The 18,977-nt window shown below is 44.6% G+C and carries 23 protein-coding genes and 3 tRNA genes; 23 read left to right on the forward strand and 3 right to left on the reverse strand.

Translation table 11 applies throughout. The annotated features are described in order from the left end of the window. Positions 1 to 541 precede the first annotated feature (541 nt). The 22 genes from PAP_RS10165 (at position 542) to PAP_RS01970 (ending at position 14,038) form a co-directional block, all read left to right on the forward strand. Positions 542 to 1,129, forward strand: coding sequence for a class I SAM-dependent methyltransferase (locus tag PAP_RS10165; protein ID WP_084177521.1), 588 nt, complete (start codon positions 542 to 544; stop codon positions 1,127 to 1,129). Next, positions 1,115 to 1,201: transfer RNA gene (locus PAP_RS01870), tRNA-Ser, on the forward strand. Before PAP_RS10165 ends, PAP_RS01870 begins: the two co-directional genes overlap by 15 nt. Before the next feature lie 41 nt (positions 1,202 to 1,242). Next, a complete protein-coding gene (locus PAP_RS01875) occupies positions 1,243 to 1,689 on the forward strand; it encodes a 30S ribosomal protein S13 (RefSeq protein ID WP_048164382.1) in 447 nt (148 codons plus the stop codon). A gap of 10 nt (positions 1,690 to 1,699) precedes the next feature. Further along, complete coding sequence (locus PAP_RS01880) at positions 1,700 to 2,242, forward strand: 30S ribosomal protein S4 (protein WP_048164383.1); 543 nt, start codon at positions 1,700 to 1,702, stop codon at positions 2,240 to 2,242. Next, positions 2,239 to 2,649: a 30S ribosomal protein S11 gene (locus PAP_RS01885; protein WP_048164384.1), complete on the forward strand. Its 411-nt coding sequence runs from the start codon at positions 2,239 to 2,241 to the stop codon at positions 2,647 to 2,649. Before PAP_RS01880 ends, PAP_RS01885 begins: the two co-directional genes overlap by 4 nt. A 24-nt stretch (positions 2,650 to 2,673) precedes the next feature. Next, positions 2,674 to 3,459 (forward strand): DNA-directed RNA polymerase subunit D, encoded by a 786-nt coding sequence (locus PAP_RS01890; RefSeq protein WP_201769540.1) that lies wholly within the window; start codon positions 2,674 to 2,676, stop codon positions 3,457 to 3,459. 4 nt (positions 3,460 to 3,463) lie between these two features. Beyond that, positions 3,464 to 3,551 (forward strand) — tRNA-Leu (locus PAP_RS01895). 57 nt (positions 3,552 to 3,608) lie between these two features. After that, positions 3,609 to 3,971, forward strand: coding sequence for a 50S ribosomal protein L18e (locus PAP_RS01900; RefSeq protein WP_048164387.1), 363 nt, complete (start codon positions 3,609 to 3,611; stop codon positions 3,969 to 3,971). 6 nt (positions 3,972 to 3,977) lie between these two features. Then, positions 3,978 to 4,406, forward strand: coding sequence for a 50S ribosomal protein L13 (locus PAP_RS01905; RefSeq protein WP_048164389.1), 429 nt, complete (start codon positions 3,978 to 3,980; stop codon positions 4,404 to 4,406). A 10-nt stretch (positions 4,407 to 4,416) separates the two neighbouring features. Beyond that, positions 4,417 to 4,827 (forward strand): 30S ribosomal protein S9, encoded by a 411-nt coding sequence (locus PAP_RS01910; RefSeq protein ID WP_048164391.1) that lies wholly within the window; start codon positions 4,417 to 4,419, stop codon positions 4,825 to 4,827. 41 nt (positions 4,828 to 4,868) lie between these two features. Next, positions 4,869 to 5,066 (forward strand): DNA-directed RNA polymerase subunit N, encoded by a 198-nt coding sequence (locus PAP_RS01915; RefSeq protein WP_048164392.1) that lies wholly within the window; start codon positions 4,869 to 4,871, stop codon positions 5,064 to 5,066. Between the two features lie 18 nt (positions 5,067 to 5,084). Beyond that, positions 5,085 to 5,162: transfer RNA gene (locus tag PAP_RS01920), tRNA-Pro, on the forward strand. Between the two features lie 22 nt (positions 5,163 to 5,184). Next, positions 5,185 to 5,358 carry a DNA-directed RNA polymerase subunit K gene (locus tag PAP_RS01925; protein WP_048164394.1) on the forward strand — a complete coding sequence of 58 codons (174 nt, stop codon included), beginning with the start codon at positions 5,185 to 5,187 and terminating at the stop codon, positions 5,356 to 5,358. Between the two features lie 10 nt (positions 5,359 to 5,368). Continuing rightward, positions 5,369 to 6,400: a hypothetical protein gene (locus PAP_RS01930; protein WP_048164395.1), complete on the forward strand. Its 1,032-nt coding sequence runs from the start codon at positions 5,369 to 5,371 to the stop codon at positions 6,398 to 6,400. Between the two features lie 5 nt (positions 6,401 to 6,405). Continuing rightward, positions 6,406 to 7,011, forward strand: a complete 606-nt coding sequence (gene rpsB / locus PAP_RS01935) for a 30S ribosomal protein S2 (RefSeq protein WP_048164396.1) — start codon at positions 6,406 to 6,408, stop codon at positions 7,009 to 7,011. A gap of 86 nt (positions 7,012 to 7,097) precedes the next feature. After that, positions 7,098 to 7,976 carry an MEMO1 family protein gene (locus PAP_RS01940; protein WP_048164398.1) on the forward strand — a complete coding sequence of 293 codons (879 nt, stop codon included), beginning with the start codon at positions 7,098 to 7,100 and terminating at the stop codon, positions 7,974 to 7,976. 49 nt (positions 7,977 to 8,025) lie between these two features. Continuing rightward, entirely contained in the window at positions 8,026 to 9,030 is a 1,005-nt protein-coding gene (locus tag PAP_RS01945; protein WP_048164400.1) for a mevalonate kinase, read from the forward strand. After that, positions 9,027 to 9,806: an isopentenyl phosphate kinase gene (locus tag PAP_RS01950; protein ID WP_048164402.1), complete on the forward strand. Its 780-nt coding sequence runs from the start codon at positions 9,027 to 9,029 to the stop codon at positions 9,804 to 9,806. Before PAP_RS01945 ends, PAP_RS01950 begins: the two co-directional genes overlap by 4 nt. A 190-nt stretch (positions 9,807 to 9,996) precedes the next feature. After that, positions 9,997 to 10,338 carry a hypothetical protein gene (locus PAP_RS01955; protein WP_048164403.1) on the forward strand — a complete coding sequence of 114 codons (342 nt, stop codon included), beginning with the start codon at positions 9,997 to 9,999 and terminating at the stop codon, positions 10,336 to 10,338. A 70-nt stretch (positions 10,339 to 10,408) separates the two neighbouring features. Next, positions 10,409 to 11,539: a type 2 isopentenyl-diphosphate Delta-isomerase gene (fni, locus tag PAP_RS01960; protein WP_048164404.1), complete on the forward strand. Its 1,131-nt coding sequence runs from the start codon at positions 10,409 to 10,411 to the stop codon at positions 11,537 to 11,539. Between the two features lie 141 nt (positions 11,540 to 11,680). Continuing rightward, on the forward strand, positions 11,681 to 13,003 hold the full coding sequence (locus PAP_RS01965; RefSeq protein WP_048164405.1) for an RNase J family beta-CASP ribonuclease: 1,323 nt from the start codon (positions 11,681 to 11,683) through the stop codon (positions 13,001 to 13,003). A 9-nt stretch (positions 13,004 to 13,012) separates the two neighbouring features. Further along, the gene (locus PAP_RS01970) at positions 13,013 to 14,038 is read left to right on the forward strand and encodes a polyprenyl synthetase family protein (RefSeq protein WP_048164407.1); all 1,026 of its coding nucleotides are present in this window, start codon (positions 13,013 to 13,015) and stop codon (positions 14,036 to 14,038) included. Here PAP_RS01970 and PAP_RS01975 read toward each other — a convergent pair. After that, positions 14,035 to 14,328: a hypothetical protein gene (locus PAP_RS01975; protein WP_236627001.1), complete on the reverse strand. Its 294-nt coding sequence runs from the start codon at positions 14,326 to 14,328 to the stop codon at positions 14,035 to 14,037. The two genes, PAP_RS01970 and PAP_RS01975, sit on opposite strands and share 4 nt — an antisense overlap. A gap of 64 nt (positions 14,329 to 14,392) precedes the next feature. On the opposite strand from PAP_RS01975, the gene PAP_RS01980 reads away from it, so the two are divergent. Then, entirely contained in the window at positions 14,393 to 14,689 is a 297-nt protein-coding gene (locus tag PAP_RS01980) for a hypothetical protein (RefSeq protein WP_144367978.1), read from the forward strand. Between the two features lie 47 nt (positions 14,690 to 14,736). Here the strand turns inward: PAP_RS01980 and PAP_RS01985 are convergent, their stop codons facing one another. Beyond that, positions 14,737 to 15,990, reverse strand: coding sequence for an ATPase (locus PAP_RS01985; RefSeq protein ID WP_084177522.1), 1,254 nt, complete (start codon positions 15,988 to 15,990; stop codon positions 14,737 to 14,739). 91 nt (positions 15,991 to 16,081) lie between these two features. After that, a complete protein-coding gene (gene leuS / locus PAP_RS01990; RefSeq protein WP_048164412.1) occupies positions 16,082 to 18,943 on the reverse strand; it encodes a leucine--tRNA ligase in 2,862 nt (953 codons plus the stop codon). Positions 18,944 to 18,977 lie beyond the last annotated feature (34 nt).

Genomic DNA, 18,977 nt, shown 5'->3' on the forward strand with positions numbered 1-18,977 from the left:
AAGTTTGATCAAGGTTTACATGTCCCTTTAAATTTAGCTGTTTTTCAGTGGATTTCTTTTGGCTATTTTTTACATTATTTTACTCTCATCAGCGTCCTTTGGGTGTTAAAAAGGCAAAAACAACTTCCAAAAGGGACTTGAAGTTGGAAATCCAATTCAAAGATTCAACTTGAAGAAGACATGCAAACTCGCTCTGGTCTTTTTGGGAAGTTTACCCTTTGATCAAACTTTGCCTTGCAAATTGCTTGCTGACGCAAGCGCCGGCGGAAATGGGTTAACTCCTTCATTTTACATCTTTAATGGCATTCTTTTTTTACTTGCCAATTTGTGTGGAATTTCGTGAACAAGTACATCAATTTTGGATTCACTCTTTTTTGACGCATTTCAGACACAAAATACGGTAAAAATCCGTTACAAGTGTTTAATCTTACTTCAAATGTATAATTAGGGAGTGAATGTCATTGAAAAAGAGCATTTGCCGGTCTTTCATTTCGGTCATAATCTGAGAACCTTTTTAAACCCCTTCCCCAAAGCATAACCCATGAGTCATTACTACTCCGAGAGCCCAAGCACACCACTAAGGACAAAGACCATTGAGGTAGTGCTTAGAGGAGAGCGCTTTAAATTTATCACAGCGAGCGGAGTTTTTTCCTTTGGAAAGCTTGATTTAGGAACTAAGCTCTTGATTGAGAGTGTCATATTAGATAAGGATTGGGAAGTTTTAGATTTGGGCTGTGGCTACGGTGTGATTGGAATTGTTGCCTCACGTTTCGTTAAGCGCGTTGTCATGGTAGACATCAATAAGAGGGCTGTAAGTATAGCGAAGAAAAATTTAAAAATCAACAACGTGGAGAATGCTGAGGTGAGGTGGGGGAGCCTCTACGAACCAGTTGAGGGTAAGAGGTTCCACACCATAATAACCAACCCTCCCGTGCATGCAGGCAAAGAAGTGCTGAGGGAAATAGTTATAAATGCTCCCAAGCATCTCTACGATGGAGGTTTACTTCAACTCGTCATTCGCACAAATCAAGGCGCAAAATATATTAAGGGTTTGATGGAGCAAACCTTTAAAGATGTGCGGGAGCTATCGAAGGGTAGCGGGTATAGAGTGTATGCCGGGATAGCCTAGCCTGGGATGGCGCGGGCCTTGAGAGCCCGTGGGCGTTTGCCCGCCGGGGTTCAAATCCCCGTCCCGGCGCCAAAATCCTCTTGAAGGATTAACTCTTTGGAGGTGTACTTATAATGGCAGACTTTAGGCACATAGTGCGTATCGCTGGAACGGATTTAGACGGAAATAAACAAATTAGGTGGGCATTAACAGGTATCAAAGGTATTGGAATAAACTTTGCAACAATGGTGTGCAGAGCAGCTGGTATTGACCCATTCCAAAAACTCGGTTACATGGACGAGGAGTCAATTAAAAAGATAGAAGCTGTCTTAGAGAACCCACTAGCTCACGGTATTCCTGAGTGGGCAGTAAACAGGCCAAAGGACTACGAGACAGGAAGAAACTTGCACCTCATTGGTGCCAAGTTGGCTATGTACTGGAGAGAGGACTTCAACAGGCTAAGGAGACTAAGGTCATACAGAGGTATCAGACACGAGCTTGGATTGCCTGTTAGAGGGCAAAGAACTAAAGCACACTTCAGGCACGGCGCTACATTGGGTGTTAGCAGGAGGAAGAAGTGAGGTGGTATAAATGGGAGACCCTAAGAGGCAAAGGAAGAGGTATGAGACTCCCTCTCACCCATGGATTAAGGAGAGAATTGAGAGAGAAAAGGTATTGGTGCAAAAGTATGCTTTGAAGAACAAGAAGGAGCTTTGGAAGCACGAGACTCAGCTTAGAAACTTTAGAAGAAGGGCAAGAAGATTGCTCGCAGCTAGAGGTAAGCAAGCTGAGGTAGAGAGGGAGCAATTGCTCCAAAGATTAAAGAGGCTTGGAATCCTCCCAGAGAACGCTCACCTTGATGACGTTCTTTCACTTGTCATCGAGGACATTTTAGAGAGGAGACTTCAAACAATTGTCTTCAAGAGAGGTCTGGCTAGGACTCCAAGACAAGCTAGGCAGTTGATTGTCCACGGTCACATTGAAGTGAACGGTCAGCTCATAAGATCCCCAAGCTACCTCGTGCTCAAGGAGGAGGAAGAGACAATAACATACACCAAGAACTCCCCATTTGCTAACTCCCAACACCCGGAGAGGATGGTTATTGAACAAGCTCAAAAGGGTGAGGCACAATGAGTAATGAGGTTAACATTAAAAAGAAGGAGAAGTGGGGAGTTGCCCACATCTACTCCTCATACAACAACACAATAATCCACATCACGGATTTAACCGGTGCTGAAACCATCGCTAAGTGCAGCGGTGGTATGGTAGTCAAGGCCGATAGAGATGAACCCTCTCCATACGCAGCTATGGTCGCTGCTAAGAGAGTTGCGGAAGAGGCTTTGGAGAAAGGCATCACAGGTGTTCACATTAAAGTCAGAGCACCAGGAGGAAGCAAGAGCAAAACTCCAGGGCCAGGTGCTCAAGCAGCTATTAGAGCTTTGGCTAGAGCAGGCCTTAGGATAGGAAGAGTTGAAGATGCAACTCCAATACCGCACGATGGAACAAGGCCAAAGGGCGGTAGGAGAGGCAGAAGGGTTTGACTCTCTTTACAACTTCTTTTTTTGGTGAGAGCAATGAAAATTAAAATTCTTGAAAAGAGAGAGGATGCGATTCGCTTCATAATTGAAGGCGTTGATATAGCCTTTGCAAACGCCCTAAGGAGAACTGTTATCAGCGAAGTTCCAACATTTGCGGTGGATGAGGTAGAGTTTTACGAAAACAACTCTGCTTTGTTTGATGAGATGATATCCCACCGTCTAGGTTTGATACCACTAACCACACCTGCGGATAGGTTTGAGCTCGATGCTTTGGAGTTGGATGATTATACGGTAACACTCTCTTTAGAGGCTGAAGGACCTGGAGTAATTTACTCCGGCGATTTAAAGAGTGATGATCCGGATATTAAGCCCGCTAATCCAAACATCCCTATAGTTAAGCTTGCCGAAGGACAGAGGCTCGTCTTTAATGCATATGCGAGGCTTGGTAGAGGAAAAGACCACGCAAAATGGCAACCCGGATTGGCATACTATAAGTACCTAACCAAAATCCATGTTAGCAAAGAAGTTCCTAATTGGGAAAAGATAAAAGATCTTGCTGAGAAGAGGGGTTTGCCAGTTGAGGAGAACAAAAATGAATTGATCATTAAAACTGAAAAGGCATTTTATTTGCCAAGAGAATTCGATGAGTACATTGGCAACCTAATAGTTGAAAAGGTAGTTCCAAACACCTTTGTGTTTACTGTCGAGAGCAATGGCGAACTTCCTGTAGAAGAAATCATCAGCATTGCCTTAAAGTTGCTCATGAGAAAAGGCGATAAATTTATAAGCGAACTTCATAGATTAGCGGAATAGCCACGCGGGGGTTGCCGAGCCTGGCCAAAGGCGCGGGATTTAGGGTCCCGTCCCGTAGGGGTTCGCGGGTTCAAATCCCGTCCCCCGCACCATCATGATCACCCCGTCCCTCGGTGCGAGAATGAAAAAACTGTTATGGAGGAATGTTCATGAAGAGAACAGGCCCAACTGACATTAATTTGAGAAGGCTCATAAGGTATTTAAAGAAAAAGTCTAATGAAGAAAACGTAAATATTTGGAAAGACGTTGCCTGGCGCTTAGAGAGGCCAAGAAGGCAAAGAGCAGAAGTTAACGTTAGCAAAATCAACAGGTACACCAAAGAGGGCGATTTTGTTATTGTCCCAGGTAAGGTGCTCGGTGCAGGAAGCATTAACCACAAAGTAATAGTTGCAGCATGGAGCTTTAGCGAAGAGGCAAAGAAGAAGATAGCAGAGGCTGGTGGAGAGGCCATCAAGATCGAAGAGTTGATTGAGAGAAACCCCAAAGGTAGTGGAGTAATTATAATGGAGTGATGAGCCATGAGGATTATTAACGCTGAAGGTCTCATATTGGGTAGGATGGCTTCAAAGATTGCCAAGATGCTCCTTGAAGGTGAGGACATCATCATAGTTAACGCTGATAAAGCTATCATCACTGGCAACAGGGAGTACATTTTTGCCAAGTACAAGCGCAAAACAGAGTTCAGATCAATCTCAAACCCACAAAAAGGTCCATTTTATCCAAAGAGGAGCGATGAGATTGTTAGGAGAACAGTTAGGGGAATGCTTCCATGGAAGACAGACAAAGGAAGGAAGGCATTTAGAAAGTTGAAGGTTTACGCTGGCGTTCCAAAGGAATTCGAAGGCAAAGACTTTGAAACAATAAGTGAAGCGCACATATCAAGGCTCAAGACACCTAAGTTCGTTACAGTTGGTGAAGTAGCAAAGTATTTGGGTGGAAAGTTCTGAGGTGGTATAAATGACCAAGGTTATTCAAACTGCTGGAAAGAGGAAGAGCGCGATTGCGAGAGCTACAATTAGAGAGGGAAAAGGTAGGGTTAGGATCAACGGAAAACCTGTTGAGATAATCGAACCTGAAATGATCAGGTTTGTTATCATCGAGCCATTAGTCTTAGCTGGTGAAGGAATCGTTAACAAGGTTGACATAGACGTCAAGGTTCAAGGTGGAGGAATAGTGGGACAAGCCGAGGCTGCTAGAGTTGCTATAGCTAGGGCTTTAGTAGAGTGGACAAACGACATGACTTTGAAGGATACTTATATGCAATACGATAGAACGATGCTCGTTGGAGACTCAAGAAGGACAGAGCCACACAAGCCAAACAGGTCAACAAAGGGTCCAAGAGCAAAGAGGCAAAAGAGTTACCGTTGAGCCTTTCCTTTGTTTAATTTAAAAATTTGGAAGGTGTAAACATGATAGTACCCGTAAGGTGCTTCACCTGTGGCAAAGTCATAGGGGACAAATATTATATATTCAAAGAGCGCGTAGAGAAAGGGGAAGACCCCGAGAAGGTCTTGGACGACCTTGGGTTAGAGAGATACTGCTGTAGAAGGATGATCCTAAGTCACGTTGAACTCATCGACGATGTGATGCACTACAGGATATATTAAAAACCACATTTCTTGGCTGGGGCCGTGGGGTAGCTTGGTCCATCCTCTCGGCTTGGGGTGCCGGAGACCCGGGTTCAAATCCCGGCGGCCCCACCAAAATTTGCAAAGGTGATGACTAATGTTTAGGTACACGAGGTTTGAAAAGGCGAGAGTTATAGGGGCAAGGGCTTTGCAGATAGCCATGGGTGCTCCAGTCCTCATTGACGTCCCAAAGAACATAACCCCTTTGGATGCGGCTATCTTAGAGTTTGAAAAAGGAGTAATTCCAATAACCGTTATAAGACCGAGCTGAAGGTGACGCTATGGACACAGTGATAAACAACATAATTGCAAGGATTTCGATACTCAAAGGCGGAAAATACTCAATTGAAGTAGATGTCATAACGCCTTCGGGCTTTGGTAGATTTGCTTCACCGTTAGAAGCAGATCCAATGCTCTATCTGGTTGAGGCATATAGAGGAGTTAGCGAAGTGGATGAGATTATAGGGCCCGAGCTAATAGGCTTTGATTCTCAAGATCAAGAGCTCATAGACAGCTATCTATGGGAAATTGATGGAACAGAAGACTTCAGCCACGTTGGCGCAAATACGGCTTTGGCAATCTCAATAGCAGTTGCAAAAGCAGCCTCAAACTCAAAGGGAATCCCGCTTTACCGCTACATTGGAGGAACATTCAGCACTGAAATCCCCGTCCCTATGGTGGAGTTTGGAAGGGATGAGAACTTTAGATACTTGGCAGTAGTGAGGGATATCACAGAAATAAGGGACGTTTTGGATGGAATAGTGAAGATTGAGGAGTTTGCAAAGACATGTACTTTGGAAGAGCTATCAGAAGCATCAGAGCTGGCTAGTGAAGAGCTTGGAATTGATGTGGGATTGGGTTTAGTCCAGCTCAAACCGTTTGAATTGGAAGAGCTTTTGGGGATAGTTGAAAACAACAACGTTGCTTACATTAAGCCTTTGAGCGACGAAGAGGAGGTTTATCTCGAGCTTATGGCTGAAACTCATGGGGTATTCATAGATGGAGAAAACCTCTTTAGAGCGAAGGATATTTTAGATAGGCGCTACTACAATGCGCTCTCCATAAAGCCAATCAACTTTGGAACGCTCACCGACGTTTACAACATAGTTAACGACGCTAAGTCGGAGAAGATAACGCCTATAATGGCGGAAGCCACCTTTGAGTCGGCTGATGAGGCTTTGGTGCACTTGGCCGTAGGGCTTAAAAGCCCGGCGGTCATCTTGAATAAAGACTCGCTCGTTAAAATGAACGAGCTCATTAGAATTGCCGAGGATTTAGGTGAAAGAGCAAGGATAATAACATTTGAGGGGTGAAAGAAATGGAAGAGTATTTGGTTCCACTTGACCAATATTTGGCAGCTGGTATTCACATAGGAACTCAACAAAAGACGAAGGATATGAAGCGCTTTATATACAGGGTCAGACAAGATGGCCTCTACGTTTTGGATGTTAGGAAAACAGACGAGAGGTTAAGGGCTGCAGGAAAGTTCTTAGCTAAGTTCGACCCTGAAAGCATCTTAGCGGTAAGCGTTAGGCTCTACGGTCAAAAGCCCGTTAAAAAGTTTGGTGAAGTTACAGGTGCAAGGTCTATCCCAGGAAGATTCCTCCCAGGAACAATGACAAACCCACAAGTTAAGAACTTCATCGAGCCAGATGTTTTGATTGTTACAGATCCAAGAGCAGACCACCAAGCCGTTAAAGAGGCCAAGGAAATAGGCATCCCAATAGTTGCTCTTGTTGATACAGAGAACCTCTTGAGCTTCGTTGATTTGGCAATCCCAACAAACAACAAGGGTAGAAAGGCCTTAGCTTTAATCTACTGGATACTCGCTAGGGAAGTTCTCTTCAACAGAGGAGAAATCCAAAGCAGGGAAGACTTTAACGTCACAGTTGAGGATTTCGAGATGAGGATTATTAGGGGATGATCCCCGTTTTCTCTGTTTTCTCTGCTTCTTAGATTTTTGACTTTATCTTAAAGTCTATAAACTTCAAATGCTAATTTCTTTTGGTGATGACCATGAGGTATCCAGCCGTTGCGGGAAGTTTTTATCCAGTTGGTGAAGAGTTAAAAGAGATGCTTGAGAGCTTTTTTGGAGATTTGGGGGAGGTTGGAAGTGAGAGAAAAATAACTGCTGGGGTTTCACCTCACGCGGGCTATATCTTCTCCGGCTACACTGCCTCTAGAATTTTTAAAGCGATTTATGAAGACGGCCTTCCTGAGACGTTCGTGATAATTGGACCAAATCACACGGGTTTAGGTTCACCTATAGCAATTTACCCTAAAGGAAAATGGGCAACACCTTTAGGGGAAATTAATGTTGATAGTGAACTTGCCAAGACAATAGCAAAACACTCTCAGATGGCAGACCTAGATGAGACGGCACATACGTATGAACACTCAATTGAAGTCCAATTACCTTTCATTCAATACATAGCAGAAAAAGCAGGAAGTGAAGTAAAAATAGTGCCCATCACTTTAGGGCTTCAAGATGAGGAAATTGCAGAGGATTTGGGTAAAGCTATATTTGAAGCCTCTCAAGAGTTGGGAAGGGATGTCGTTGTCATAGCCAGTACGGACATGATGCACTACGGCCCTGTTTACGGATATGTGCCCTTTAGGGCGAGAGCGGATGATTTGCTCGGCAGGATAAAGGAGTGGGACTTCAGGATAATAAGACAAATCCTAAACTTGGATTACAAAGAAATGTTCAAAGAACTTAAGGAGATGGATCACACGATGTGCGGCCCTGGAGGAGTTGCAACTGCAATAGTTTACTCTCGCTTAGCTAAAGCTGTTGAAGCAGAGCTTTTATACTACACAACGAGCTTTGACGTGAGCAGAAGCACAGATGCAATAGTAGGTTATGCTTCGATTGTAATGAGGAGATAGCCAAAACATTTTAACTTCTCTCGGCTTTTAACTTTTGGAGGGAGCTAAAATGAAAGTCCTTGCATCTGCACCTGCTAAGATTATACTCTTTGGTGAACACAGCGTTGTTTACGGTAAGCCTGCTATTGCAGCGGCAATAGACTTGAGGACTTACGTTTGGGCATCATTTAATGAAAAAAGAGCTATTAAAATTGAGGCGAAGGATATTAAAGTTCCTGGCTTGACGGTCTCATTTTCCGAAAACGAGATTTACTTTGAGAGTGACTATGGAAAAGCCGCTGAGGTTTTGAGCTATGTTAAGCAGGCTATTGAAATCGTAAGAGATGAGGCAGACAAAAACGGTAAGGGCATAACCGTTTCGATAACTTCACAAATACCTGTTGGTGCTGGACTGGGCTCATCAGCGGCTGTGGCAGTTGCCACAATAGGTGCGGTTTCTAAGCTTTTTGGTTTGGAGCTTACACCTGAAGAAGTGGCAAAGCTCGGTCATAAGGTTGAACTCCTCGTCCAAGGCGCTTCTAGTGGAATCGATCCCACAGTTTCAGCTGTTGGGGGCTTTCTTTACTATCAAAAGGGCTCGTTTGAAGAGCTGCCTGTTGTTGAGCTCCCTATGGTTGTGGGCTATACCGGCACGAGCGGTTCAACAAAGGAGCTCGTAGCAAAGGTCAGGCGGAACCTCAACGACATGCCTGATGTGATGCAGCCCATAATTGACTCCATGGGGAAGGTTGTTGAGAGAGCGAAGGAGATTATTTTGGCCAACTATGACAGCAGAATCAAGTTTGAGCTGCTTGGCAAGCTAATGAACATCAACCACGGTCTCTTAGATGCAATAGGGGTCTCAACTAAAGGTTTAAGTGACCTCGTTTATGCTTCGAGGGAGGCGGGAGCAATTGGTGCCAAAATTACTGGCGCTGGTGGAGGAGGATGCATGTACGCCCTCGCACCTGGGAAGCAGAGTGAAGTTGCAACGGCCATAAGGATTGTCGGTGGAATGCCGATGATAACTAAGATAAGCCGCGAAGGAGTTAGGATTGAGGAGGTCGTCGAATGATAATTATCAAGCTCGGTGGGAGCGTAATAAGTGACAAGAAAACTCCCTATTCCTTCAACAAGGACATCGTTAAGGGAATAGCGAAAGAAATTGCCGGCTTTTATCCCGAGGAGGGCTTTATTCTTGTTCACGGCGGCGGCAGCTTTGGACATCCTAATGCAAAAGAATATCGCATTAGGGAAGGCCTTACTAAGGATGTGAAGCGCAAGAGGATAGGCTTCTCAAAGACCCACCAAGCGATGCTGAAGCTCAACGACTTGATAATCAATGTTTTCCTTGAAGAAGGACTGCCCGCTTACTCTGTCTCGTCTTCTTCGATATTCCTGATAGAAAAAGGTGATATAGTCTACGGAGAGCTTGAGATTTTGAGGAAGCTCCTTGAGAAGGACTTTATTCCAATTTTGTTCGGAGACACAGCAATAGCTCTCGACAAGGGGATAGACATCCTCTCTGGAGACCAGATAGTCAGCTATCTAGCGAAGATGCTCAAGTCGAGCAAAGTTATATTCCTTATGGATGTTGACGGAATCTACAACAAAAACCCAAAGGGAGAGGATGCTAAGCTTATAGAAGAGCTCAGCAGTGAAGAGATTGAGCATCTCCTCAAAAGCTCAGAATCCTCAGGAATTGATGTTACGGGTGGAATTGGAAACAAGCTCCGCGAAGCCCTCAAGATTTCTAGCTATTCGGAGGTTTACTTCATAAACGGGAAAGTTAGGGGTAACCTGACCAAAGCACTTAAAGGGGAAAAGGTTGGCACGAGGATTAAAGCTTAGGTTGTGGCCTTTCATTTTTTATCCCTATTTTATCAGACTTTTTTGGCAAACTGATTCTACAAGATAAGGAGATTCTGCCAAATGATAACTCTAGACGATAAATAATAAACTACTCCTGTGAATAGAAAACTTTAAATAGATTAACTCATAAGTTAACTAGTAGTGGTTGCTATGTATAAAAAAACACTCTTTGGATTTTTCTAATATTTTCCTTGGGCTAATAGCTGATTTAGCTGTGATAATCTTCCTTTCAGCTGTTATAGGTGCATTATTCTATGAAATAGCTACATATATCGGCGCGGCAAAACTCGGAAAGGCCCTCATCTTTTCAACTCTCGCTGTTGTTTCTGCACTAGTATTCAGCTCAGGAGCCTTTGAAATCTCCGAAAGCTTTCACATGAGCAAGCGTGTAAATTACGCTTTATTGGCCTCTCTCATAACAGGGGTTGCACTGCTCTTCTATTTTGACCAATACGCTTCAGCAAGCGTACTTTTGGGGGCTTTAATAGCTTTTCTTAACCAAAAGCAATGATGAACTCAACATCACTGCGCCATCCAAAAACCTATTAACCTCTTCTTCCCTTTTTTCTTTGGTGGTGCTTATGGATTATTTCGATAAGGAAGAGCTCACGGTTATTAGAAAGTTCGAGCACATAGAGCACTGCTTAAAGAAAGAGGTAGAAGCTCATGTGAGTGCTCAATTTGAGAATATACACTTTGTCCACATGTCATTGCCTGAGATAGACAAGGAGGAGATTGATCTAAGTGTAGAGTTCCTCGGAAGGAAGTTTGATTATCCGATAATGATTGCGGGAATGACAGGAGGAACTAAAGGTTCGCAGCTTGCGGGGAAGATAAACAAGACCTTAGCTAAAGCTGCCCAAGAGCTCAACATTCCAATGGGTGTTGGCAGTCAAAGGGCAATGATTAGAAAGCCTGAGACTTGGGAAAGCTACTACGTTAGAGATGTAGCTCCCGATGTCTTTCTCGTCGGCAACCTAGGCGCACCCCAGTTTTCCGAAACAATGCCCAATCGCTATGGTATTGAGGAAGCCATCAAAGCTGTCGAGACAATTCAAGCTGACGCTTTGGCCTTTCACATGAATCCTCTCCAAGAGAGTGTCCAACCAGAAGGAGATACCCAATACAGGGGCGTTTTGAATGCTTTGGCTGAGCTTAAGAGTGAGTTTCCCTATCCAATAATAGCTAAGGAAACGGGCGCAGGGGTTTCCAAAGAAGTTGCTGTAAAGCTTGAGAGCATTGGGATTGATGCTGTGGATGTAGGTGGCCTCGGTGGGACTTCATGGAGCGGTGTGGAGTATTATAGAGCTAAAGATGAGAGGAGCAAAAATCTAGCTTTGAAGTTCTGGGACTGGGGCATTCCAACAGCTCTCAGCGTTGCAGAAGTTAGGTATGCAACAGATTTGCCAATAATTTCAACGGGTGGCATTAGGGATGGCATTCAAATAGCCAAAGCCTTAGCCTTGGGAGCTAATTTGGCCGGTGTAGCTTTACCTCTCTTAAAGCCTGCGGCAAAGGGTGATGTTGAAGGCGTTATAAAGGTTCTTGAGCGCTACATAAACGAGCTCAGGAATGCCATGTTCCTCGTTGGTGCAAAGAATGTGGTCGAGCTTAGAAAAGTGCCCCTCGTGGTTACAGGCTTTGCGAGGGAGTGGCTTGAGCAGAGGATAGAGTTATGGGAGTTTTTGAGGGAGAGGAGAAGGATCCTTTGACTTTTCTTATATTTGATAATGCACACCTTTTTAAACCTCTCCTACAAGTATAGATTAACCCGATGAGGTTCCGCCTCATCACTTAAAGGGCCGAGGCCGACGAAAAGTCCGCCTCTCGATAAAATGAATGGAGGAAAGGAAATGATAACAATCTACACAATAGGCGGCTACGAAGAAGTGGGCAAAAACATGACCGCTGTGGAATACAACGGTGAAGTCGTTATAGTGGATATGGGAATAAGGCTCGATCGTGTTCTAATCCATGAGGATGTGAACTTTCAAAAGATGAGTTCGAGAGACCTTAGAAAGTTGGGTGCGATACCCGATGATAAGGCGATTAGGAATAAGAAAGTGGTGGCAATTGCCCTCTCGCATGGACACTTAGACCACATTGGAGCTGTTGCTAAATTAGCCCCCCACTATCCAGACGTTCCTATCTACGGGACGCCATATACGATAAAGCTCACTAAAAATGAGGTTAGGGGTGAGCAGTACTTTGAGGTAAAGAATCCTATGTACGAGACGAACTACGGCGAGATAGTCCAAGTTAGTGAGAACCTCGCAATAGAGTTTGTCCAAATTACTCACTCAATTCCACAGTCTTCTATAGTTGTAATACATACACCTGAAGGGGCTGTAGTTTATGCCTGCGACTACAAGTTTGATAACAACAATCCCATTGGCGAAAAGCCCGACTACAAGCGTCTGAGGGAGATTGGCAAAGAAGGAGTTAAAGTGTTTGTCCCTGAGTCTACGCGTGTTTCCGAACAGACGAAGACACCAAGCGAAGCCGCTGCAAAGCTTCTCTTGGAGGACTTCTTCCTTTATGAAGGAATGGAGGAGAAGGGACTAATTACAACGACATTTGCTTCCCACATCGCCCGTTTGCAAGAACTCATTGAGATTGCAAACAAGATGGGCAGACAAGCTGTTTTAGTTGGTAGGTCACTCTCAAAATACACGGGAATAGCGAAGCAGCTTGGCCTCATTAAAATGAAGGGAGCAAAGGCTGTTAGAAGTCCAAATGCTGTCAAAAACACGTTAAAGGAAGTTTCCCAAGCGAAGGAAAACTATCTGCTTATCGTCACGGGTCATCAAGGGGAGCCCGGCGCTGTTTTAACTAGAATGGCTAACGGAGAGCTCTACAACATAGGAAAGGAAGACACCGTTGTATTCTCCGCTGGAGTTATTCCAAATCCCCTCAACATAGCGCAGCGCTACGCTTTAGAGATAAAGCTTAGAATGAGAGGGGTTAGACTGGTCAAGGACTTACACGTATCAGGTCATGCATCAAGAGAAGACCACCGCTATTTAATTAAGCTCTTAAATCCCGAGAACATTGTCCCAGCTCATGGAGAGTTTAGAATGCTCACCCACTATGCCGAGCTTGCTGAAGAGGAAGGTTATTTAATTGGAAGGGATGTATTTGTATCAAGAAATGGATATAAGGTTGAGATTAAATGAGGTGGTATCATGAAGTTCGACCCACTCTTTAAAGCCATGAAGGAAAAGGCTAAGTTTGTTGATGAGGCCATATTTGAGCTTATCCCTGAAAAGGAGCCAAGGAAACTTTATGATGCGGCAAGGCATTACCCATTAGCAGGCGGAAAAAGGGTAAGGCCCTTTGTAGTCTTAAGCGCTGCAGAGGCAGTTGGTGGAGATTGGCAAAAAGCTCTTTACGGGGCAGTGGCCGTTGAATTGCTCCACAACTACTCCCTCGTGCACGATGATATAATGGACATGGACGAAAAGAGAAGGGGCAAACCAACTGTCCATAAGGTATGGGGCGTAAACATGGGCATATTAGCCGGAGACCTGCTTTTCTCAAAGGTCTTTGAAGCGATAGCGAAGATCCCTGTAGATGCTAAAAAAGTAGTTAGAATTCTCGACGTCATGGCCACAACTTCAAACGAACTTTGCGAAGGCCAAGCTATGGACATAGACTTTGAGACGAGAAACGACGTCACTGTAGAGGAGTACATGACGATGATAAGCGGCAAAACAGGAGCGTTGATAGACGGTTCAGCTACAATTGGGGCAATCATTGGAACGGACAACGAGGAGTATATACAAGCGCTCTCAAAGTACGGAAGAAACGTGGGAATAGCCTTCCAAATTTGGGATGACGTTCTCGACTTGATAGCTGATGAGGAAAAGCTTGGAAAGCCAGTTGGAAGCGACATAAGAAAGGGCAAGAGGACTATAATTGTGGCGCACTTCCTTGAGCATGCAAGCGAAGAGGATAAGGCAGAGTTCTTCAAGGTCTTTGGAAAATATGCGGGCGATGTAAAGGGCAACGCAGTCATTGAAGAAGATGTTAAGGCAGAAGTTGAGAAAGCTATAGAGCTCCTCAAAAAGTATGGAAGCATTGACTATGCTGCAAAGCTCGCCAAAGATTTAGCCAATGAAGCGAAGGAAGCTCTTAAAATCCTCCCAGAGAGTGAAGCAAGGAAGAACTTAGAGCTCTTGGCGGACTTCATAGTCGAGAGGGAGTATTAGGGTTTAACTAAAAGCCATCCCACGGGAGGATGTTCTGTTCCTCTCTTCCACTTTTCATGTGCTTTATCCCGGCGTTCTAGGAGTTCGACACGTTTTTTCTCATCCTTTATCTGTGCCACATACTCCCTTGGAATATATGCGAGGTAGTGCGGCAAAGCCGGCTCGAAGGTTCCACTTTTGATGATATGTCCCCCGGCTTTCTCCACCAACTCTTCCAGCTTTTCCAGCGGAAGATAATGCAGGTCATCCTTTTTCCCGAAAAGGGCTTCAAAGAAACTTTGCCTGCGCAAAGTTTCATCAAAGTTGACAACAAAAAAGAAGGATTTTAAGCAGATGCAACGTATTAATTATGGGATGCTAATGAACCGTAATTTTAATGAATCGTCTCAAGATATTATGAAGGGAGTGATGATCCCATTTTTAATGATAGTGACTGGTGTCGTGCTTCAAGTGCTTCTAAAAGCGGCTAACGTTAGTGATCCTTCTCAATTGCCGATTACAGGGCCAGCATTGGAGAAATTTGAAATGCTCTTTCCTAAATTATCGACAATTCAGGATATGGGGAATATTATTGGGGCTATAGGATTCTTCATCGGGATATTCGCCCTTACTACTGCAGGAGCTCTGTATTGGAAACAAAAACAAGAATAAAATCGGTGGAGAAGATAGATACTCAACAAATACAACAGAGAGCGTAACTAAGGCGGGGTCTTGCAAAGCCTTATCACATTCCTCCAGTCAAGAACTTCGGCATTTTCTGGAGCTCTTGGCAAGACCTCTTTGTCCGGAACTATAAGGAGCTTTATCTTGGCGTTAAGTTTTTCAAATTTCTCTTCCACATTCCTAATGTCCTTCTCTTTAACCTTCTCCTTCCACTTAACCTCGGCAACCAAGTGCAGCTTTTTATTTCTCAATAATGCAATATCTACTTCTAAATCGGGCATCTCAATCCTGACGGGTTGGAGGGAGTAATGTTTTGTCAGCAATCTTTCAAAGAACCTCTCAACGTAGCGCGGCATTTTCTCCCTAAAAACCCTTTCTACGGTTTCATCTGGAAGTTCGGTTTCAAAGAACCCATATTTGGCGTTCAGATAATATGCGAAATCCACCACAGGGGACAAATGTCTGTACTTGAATATCTTCTTCCTCTTTCCGAAGAGTGGAATTCTCTCAAGGATTCCCATGTTGACAAGTGTCTCAAGGTAAGGGGCAACTGCACTGTGGGTTTCCTTTTCTATGAGCCCCCTTGAATACAGCTCCTTAGCTATCTCTCCCGAACTTGACTTCCCATCTGCAACGGTCTCAAGTATTGCGGAGTATCTCATTGTTAACTCTCTCTCCTCTTCTGTGAATATCTCGCCAATTAAGCTGGGAACGTTCCCCTTCAAAGTTGATCCAAAGGTTGAAAAAACGCTTACGCCGAGACTTTCAATGGCTGGAGCTAACCAAGGTTCTTGAACAAGAACGGCGAGTTCTATCATGGCTTTTCCGCTATAGCCTAACTCATTAACAAAGTTAAGGGCATCCTTTGGATCAACCAAGCCCAGCTCTCTCAGATAGAAAAGTCCCAGCAAAGGGCTGTTGCTTCCTATAAACTTCTTGAAATAGTGCCTTGTTGAAGTTATGAGGGTGAGCTCACCCCTCCCCGACAATCCCTGAAGGATTGAGAAGAAGGGCTCGCCAAGTCTATGAAACTCGTCAATGACTATTCTTCCCTGACCCAGAAGGAGTGAGAATACCCGCATGAACTCCGAGAATGAAAGTATTTCACCGCGTTTTACTTCAAATATCTCCCTACCGCTCGTTACAATGAAATAATGAGAGTATTCTGCCTTCTCCCTGATGTAGAAGGTCTTTCCCGTTTTTCTTCTTCCATACACCAGCAACCATTTTGCATCCAGAACATCCCTAAGCTCGCGACGTTCAATAATTTTCATTATGCTAATCACCATTATGCTAATTTTAGTTAGTGTTATATAACTGTTGCGATAGGAAATACTACATATGTTGAAGTTAAAAGAATAAAGATAAGGACAGGACTACTCACTCAATAAACACCGCAGGCTTCATGGGCATAGCTTGTCTCTTCTTTCCTCCTTTGTCCTCATCTGGGTTGATGATGATCTCCAAGCCTATTTCACTCTCGATGAAGTCCTTTGCCTGCTTTAGGGCCTTCTCCTCGTCAATGCGTTTGAAGTCAAAGGCTCTGTCCTTAATCAGCTTCTGGATTAGCTTTGAGACCTCCTTACCGCGCTTGCGCATCTCTGGGTCTTTCATAATCTCACTCATCGAGGCTTTGAAGTCTCTCTTCTCCGCAACCACTTGGGCAACTTTCCACTTCCACTCCTCGGCGGTGTAGATGTACGCCCTCTTTGCATCTTCAAGCTTCGCCACCTTTATGATTTCTTTGATATCCTCTATCAGCGCTTTAATGTGGTTCTCCTCGAGCTCTATCGTTTCGTTCCACCACTCTTCTCTCGGCTCGGGCCACTTTGCTAAACTCACGAAGCCCTCTCCTCCAAGCTTCTCCCAAAGTTCCTCGGCTATGTGTGGTGTGAATGGTGCCATTAGTCTAACCCAAATTTCCGCTAGTTTTCTGAGTGTTGAGCGCTTTGCTTCATCGTCCCTTCCTTCGGTTCTCCTTAAATACCACTTCAGGTCATTTTGAATGTTGTAGAACGCCCACTGCACTGCAGTCCTTGTTCTAAACTCTTCAAGGGCCTTCGTGCTCTCTTGGATTGCTTTGTTTAGCCTGTGCAATAACCACTTGTCAATGTCCATCAGCTCAACATCTTTTTCTTCATATTGGGCGAACTCGCTTATGAGTTCGTAAAATCTCTCAAGCTGCTTCTTTAACTTTCCTACCTCTGCTCTCCTCCAATCAAAGTCGCTGTCGTGCTCCGCTAATCCCATTATGTAGAGCCTAACGACATCAGCGCCGTTCTCCTCGATGGCATCTATGAAGTTGAGCACGTTACCCTTGCTCTTGCTCATCTTGGTTCCTTCGAGGGTTCCAAATCCGTTCACCGCTATGCCCTTTGGCCAGTGCTCCTTCCTAAAGATGGCCACATGGTTGAATATGAAGAACGTCAGGTGGTTTGGAATCAGGTCTTTGGCGGAGCATCTCCAGTCGAGCGGATACCAGTACTCAAACTCCTCCTTCATCTCCCTTAGCACTTCCTTTGGAATGCCCGTCTTTTCGCTCAGCTCTCTCTCCTTTTCCTCGCTCCTCTCTTCGAGGAATATGTAGTCGAAGACCTCTGGAATTAGCTGCTCTTCCTTAATGCCGTGCTTGTTTATAGCTCTCGAGATTGTGTAGTAGGCCATGTAGATGGTTGAGTCGCTCAAGCTCTCAATTACCCACTCTTTATCCCATGGGAGAGGAGTTCCCAGTCCAACCTTTCTCGCACAGGCTTTCTTGTCGAGCCACTCAATAACGGCCTCGAATTGGTTCCTCCTTGACTCTGGATAAATCGTCATGTTTGCCAAAGCTTCCCTCGCTTTCTCCTTCCACTCTGGATTTCCATAATCAATGAACCACTGGTCGTGGAGTATCTTGATGACGGCTCTATTTCCAAACCTAGATATGACGTTCTTTTCGGCAAACTCGTGCATTACATCAGCTATGCCCTTCTCCTTCATGTCCTTGGCTATCAGCTCTTTAACCTCCCTGACAGGTTTGCCCTTATAGGGCTCAATCTTGAAGACTCCTTTGTGGAACTCCGCTTTGTAGATGTTCTTTGTAGCCTGCTCAAGTTTTTCTTCGTCCTTTTGGTCTTTAACACCAAGCTTTTCTACCTCTTCAACTGCTGGGAACTCGCCGTAGCCCTCGAGCTCTACCAGCGAGACATAAGCAATTTCCTCCAAAATCCTTGGGTCTATGTCATACTTGAGTAAAAGCTCGGTGTTCTTCTTCAAGTCCTCCAAAGCAACGTGGTCAAATGGGGCATGAGATGGAACGCTCATAACTACGCCCGTTGCATTATCGGGATCAACAAAAGCTGCTGGGAATATTATTACTTCATCGCCCGTCACTGGGTTCTTCACCCATTTTCCTATGAGCTTCTCCCCTTTGAACTCCTCGATGACCTCAATTTCCTTGTCTTGGAAGCTTAGCTTATAAGCGGCCTCTTTGCTTATTATCCACGTTTCTCCATCTACTTTGGCCTTAACGTACGTTGCTTCGGGGTTCAACCACATGTTGGTTACGCCGTAAACAGTTTCGGGTCTTAAAGTGGCTGCAGGCAAGTAAACCTCTTCCCCATTCTCCTCAAGGATGAACTTAATCAAAATATACTCTAAGATTTGAACATCCTCACCTTCCATTATGTCGTGGTCTCCTAGGGCTGTTCCTACAACAGGGTCCCACCTAACGCGGTGCGTTCCTCTTACCACTAAGCCCTTCTCCTTTAGCGTTAGGAACTGCCACTCTATGAACTTGCTGAATGGTGGGAACAGGTTTGTGGTGTGAAACTCCCTCGTCCAGTCCACAGAAAAGCCTGCCTTCTCAAAGGTCTCCCTCGCGGTCTTCATGAAGTATTTAACTATGTTCTTTGGGTCTTCGAATGTCCATAGGATGTCCTCTGGGACCTTGTAGACGTCTTTATAAATCCAAATGGTCTTGGGATCGCGGTTTTTAATGCGCTCTGCAATTCCAACTATTGGAGAACCTGTTATGTGCCACCCCATTGGGAACAATACGTTATAACCCTGCATCCTCTTAAAGCGCGCGATAACGTCTGGGATTGTGTAAGTCCTTGCGTGTCCAACGTGCAAGTGCCCTGATAGGTATGGAAATGCGACGGTTATGAAGAACTTAGGTCTTTCATCGATTTGAGGTTCGAATACCTTCTCTTCGCTCCACTTCTTTTGCCACTTTTCTTCAACAGCTTTCCAATCTACCATGCTCTAACCTCCGCAATTTTGTCAAAGTGGGGAC

The organism is Palaeococcus pacificus DY20341, assembly GCF_000725425.1.
GTDB lineage: Archaea > Methanobacteriota_B > Thermococci > Thermococcales > Thermococcaceae > Palaeococcus > Palaeococcus pacificus.

Bases quoted from the DNA above. Each gene is read 5' to 3' on its own strand.
- PAP_RS01950 (WP_048164402.1), top strand. From the start codon at position 9,027: ATGATAATTATCAAGCTCGGTGGGAGCGTAATAAGTGACAAGAAAACT.
- PAP_RS01965 (WP_048164405.1), top strand. From the start codon at position 11,681: ATGATAACAATCTACACAATAGGCGGCTACGAAGAAGTGGGCAAAAAC.
- PAP_RS01985 (WP_084177522.1), bottom strand. From the start codon at position 15,990: ATGGTGATTAGCATAATGAAAATTATTGAACGTCGCGAGCTTAGGGAT.
- leuS (WP_048164412.1), bottom strand. From the start codon at position 18,943: ATGGTAGATTGGAAAGCTGTTGAAGAAAAGTGGCAAAAGAAGTGGAGC.
- PAP_RS01930 (WP_048164395.1), top strand. From the start codon at position 5,369: ATGGACACAGTGATAAACAACATAATTGCAAGGATTTCGATACTCAAA.
- PAP_RS01880 (WP_048164383.1), top strand. From the start codon at position 1,700: ATGGGAGACCCTAAGAGGCAAAGGAAGAGGTATGAGACTCCCTCTCAC.
- PAP_RS01885 (WP_048164384.1), top strand. From the start codon at position 2,239: ATGAGTAATGAGGTTAACATTAAAAAGAAGGAGAAGTGGGGAGTTGCC.
- rpsB (WP_048164396.1), top strand. From the start codon at position 6,406: ATGGAAGAGTATTTGGTTCCACTTGACCAATATTTGGCAGCTGGTATT.
- PAP_RS01940 (WP_048164398.1), top strand. From the start codon at position 7,098: ATGACCATGAGGTATCCAGCCGTTGCGGGAAGTTTTTATCCAGTTGGT.
- PAP_RS01970 (WP_048164407.1), top strand. From the start codon at position 13,013: ATGAAGTTCGACCCACTCTTTAAAGCCATGAAGGAAAAGGCTAAGTTT.
- PAP_RS01915 (WP_048164392.1), top strand. From the start codon at position 4,869: ATGATAGTACCCGTAAGGTGCTTCACCTGTGGCAAAGTCATAGGGGAC.
- PAP_RS01925 (WP_048164394.1), top strand. From the start codon at position 5,185: ATGTTTAGGTACACGAGGTTTGAAAAGGCGAGAGTTATAGGGGCAAGG.
- PAP_RS01905 (WP_048164389.1), top strand. From the start codon at position 3,978: ATGAGGATTATTAACGCTGAAGGTCTCATATTGGGTAGGATGGCTTCA.
- PAP_RS01875 (WP_048164382.1), top strand. From the start codon at position 1,243: ATGGCAGACTTTAGGCACATAGTGCGTATCGCTGGAACGGATTTAGAC.
- PAP_RS01945 (WP_048164400.1), top strand. From the start codon at position 8,026: ATGAAAGTCCTTGCATCTGCACCTGCTAAGATTATACTCTTTGGTGAA.
- PAP_RS01910 (WP_048164391.1), top strand. From the start codon at position 4,417: ATGACCAAGGTTATTCAAACTGCTGGAAAGAGGAAGAGCGCGATTGCG.
- PAP_RS01900 (WP_048164387.1), top strand. From the start codon at position 3,609: ATGAAGAGAACAGGCCCAACTGACATTAATTTGAGAAGGCTCATAAGG.
- PAP_RS10165 (WP_084177521.1), top strand. From the start codon at position 542: ATGAGTCATTACTACTCCGAGAGCCCAAGCACACCACTAAGGACAAAG.
- fni (WP_048164404.1), top strand. From the start codon at position 10,409: ATGGATTATTTCGATAAGGAAGAGCTCACGGTTATTAGAAAGTTCGAG.
- PAP_RS01980 (WP_144367978.1), top strand. From the start codon at position 14,393: ATGCTAATGAACCGTAATTTTAATGAATCGTCTCAAGATATTATGAAG.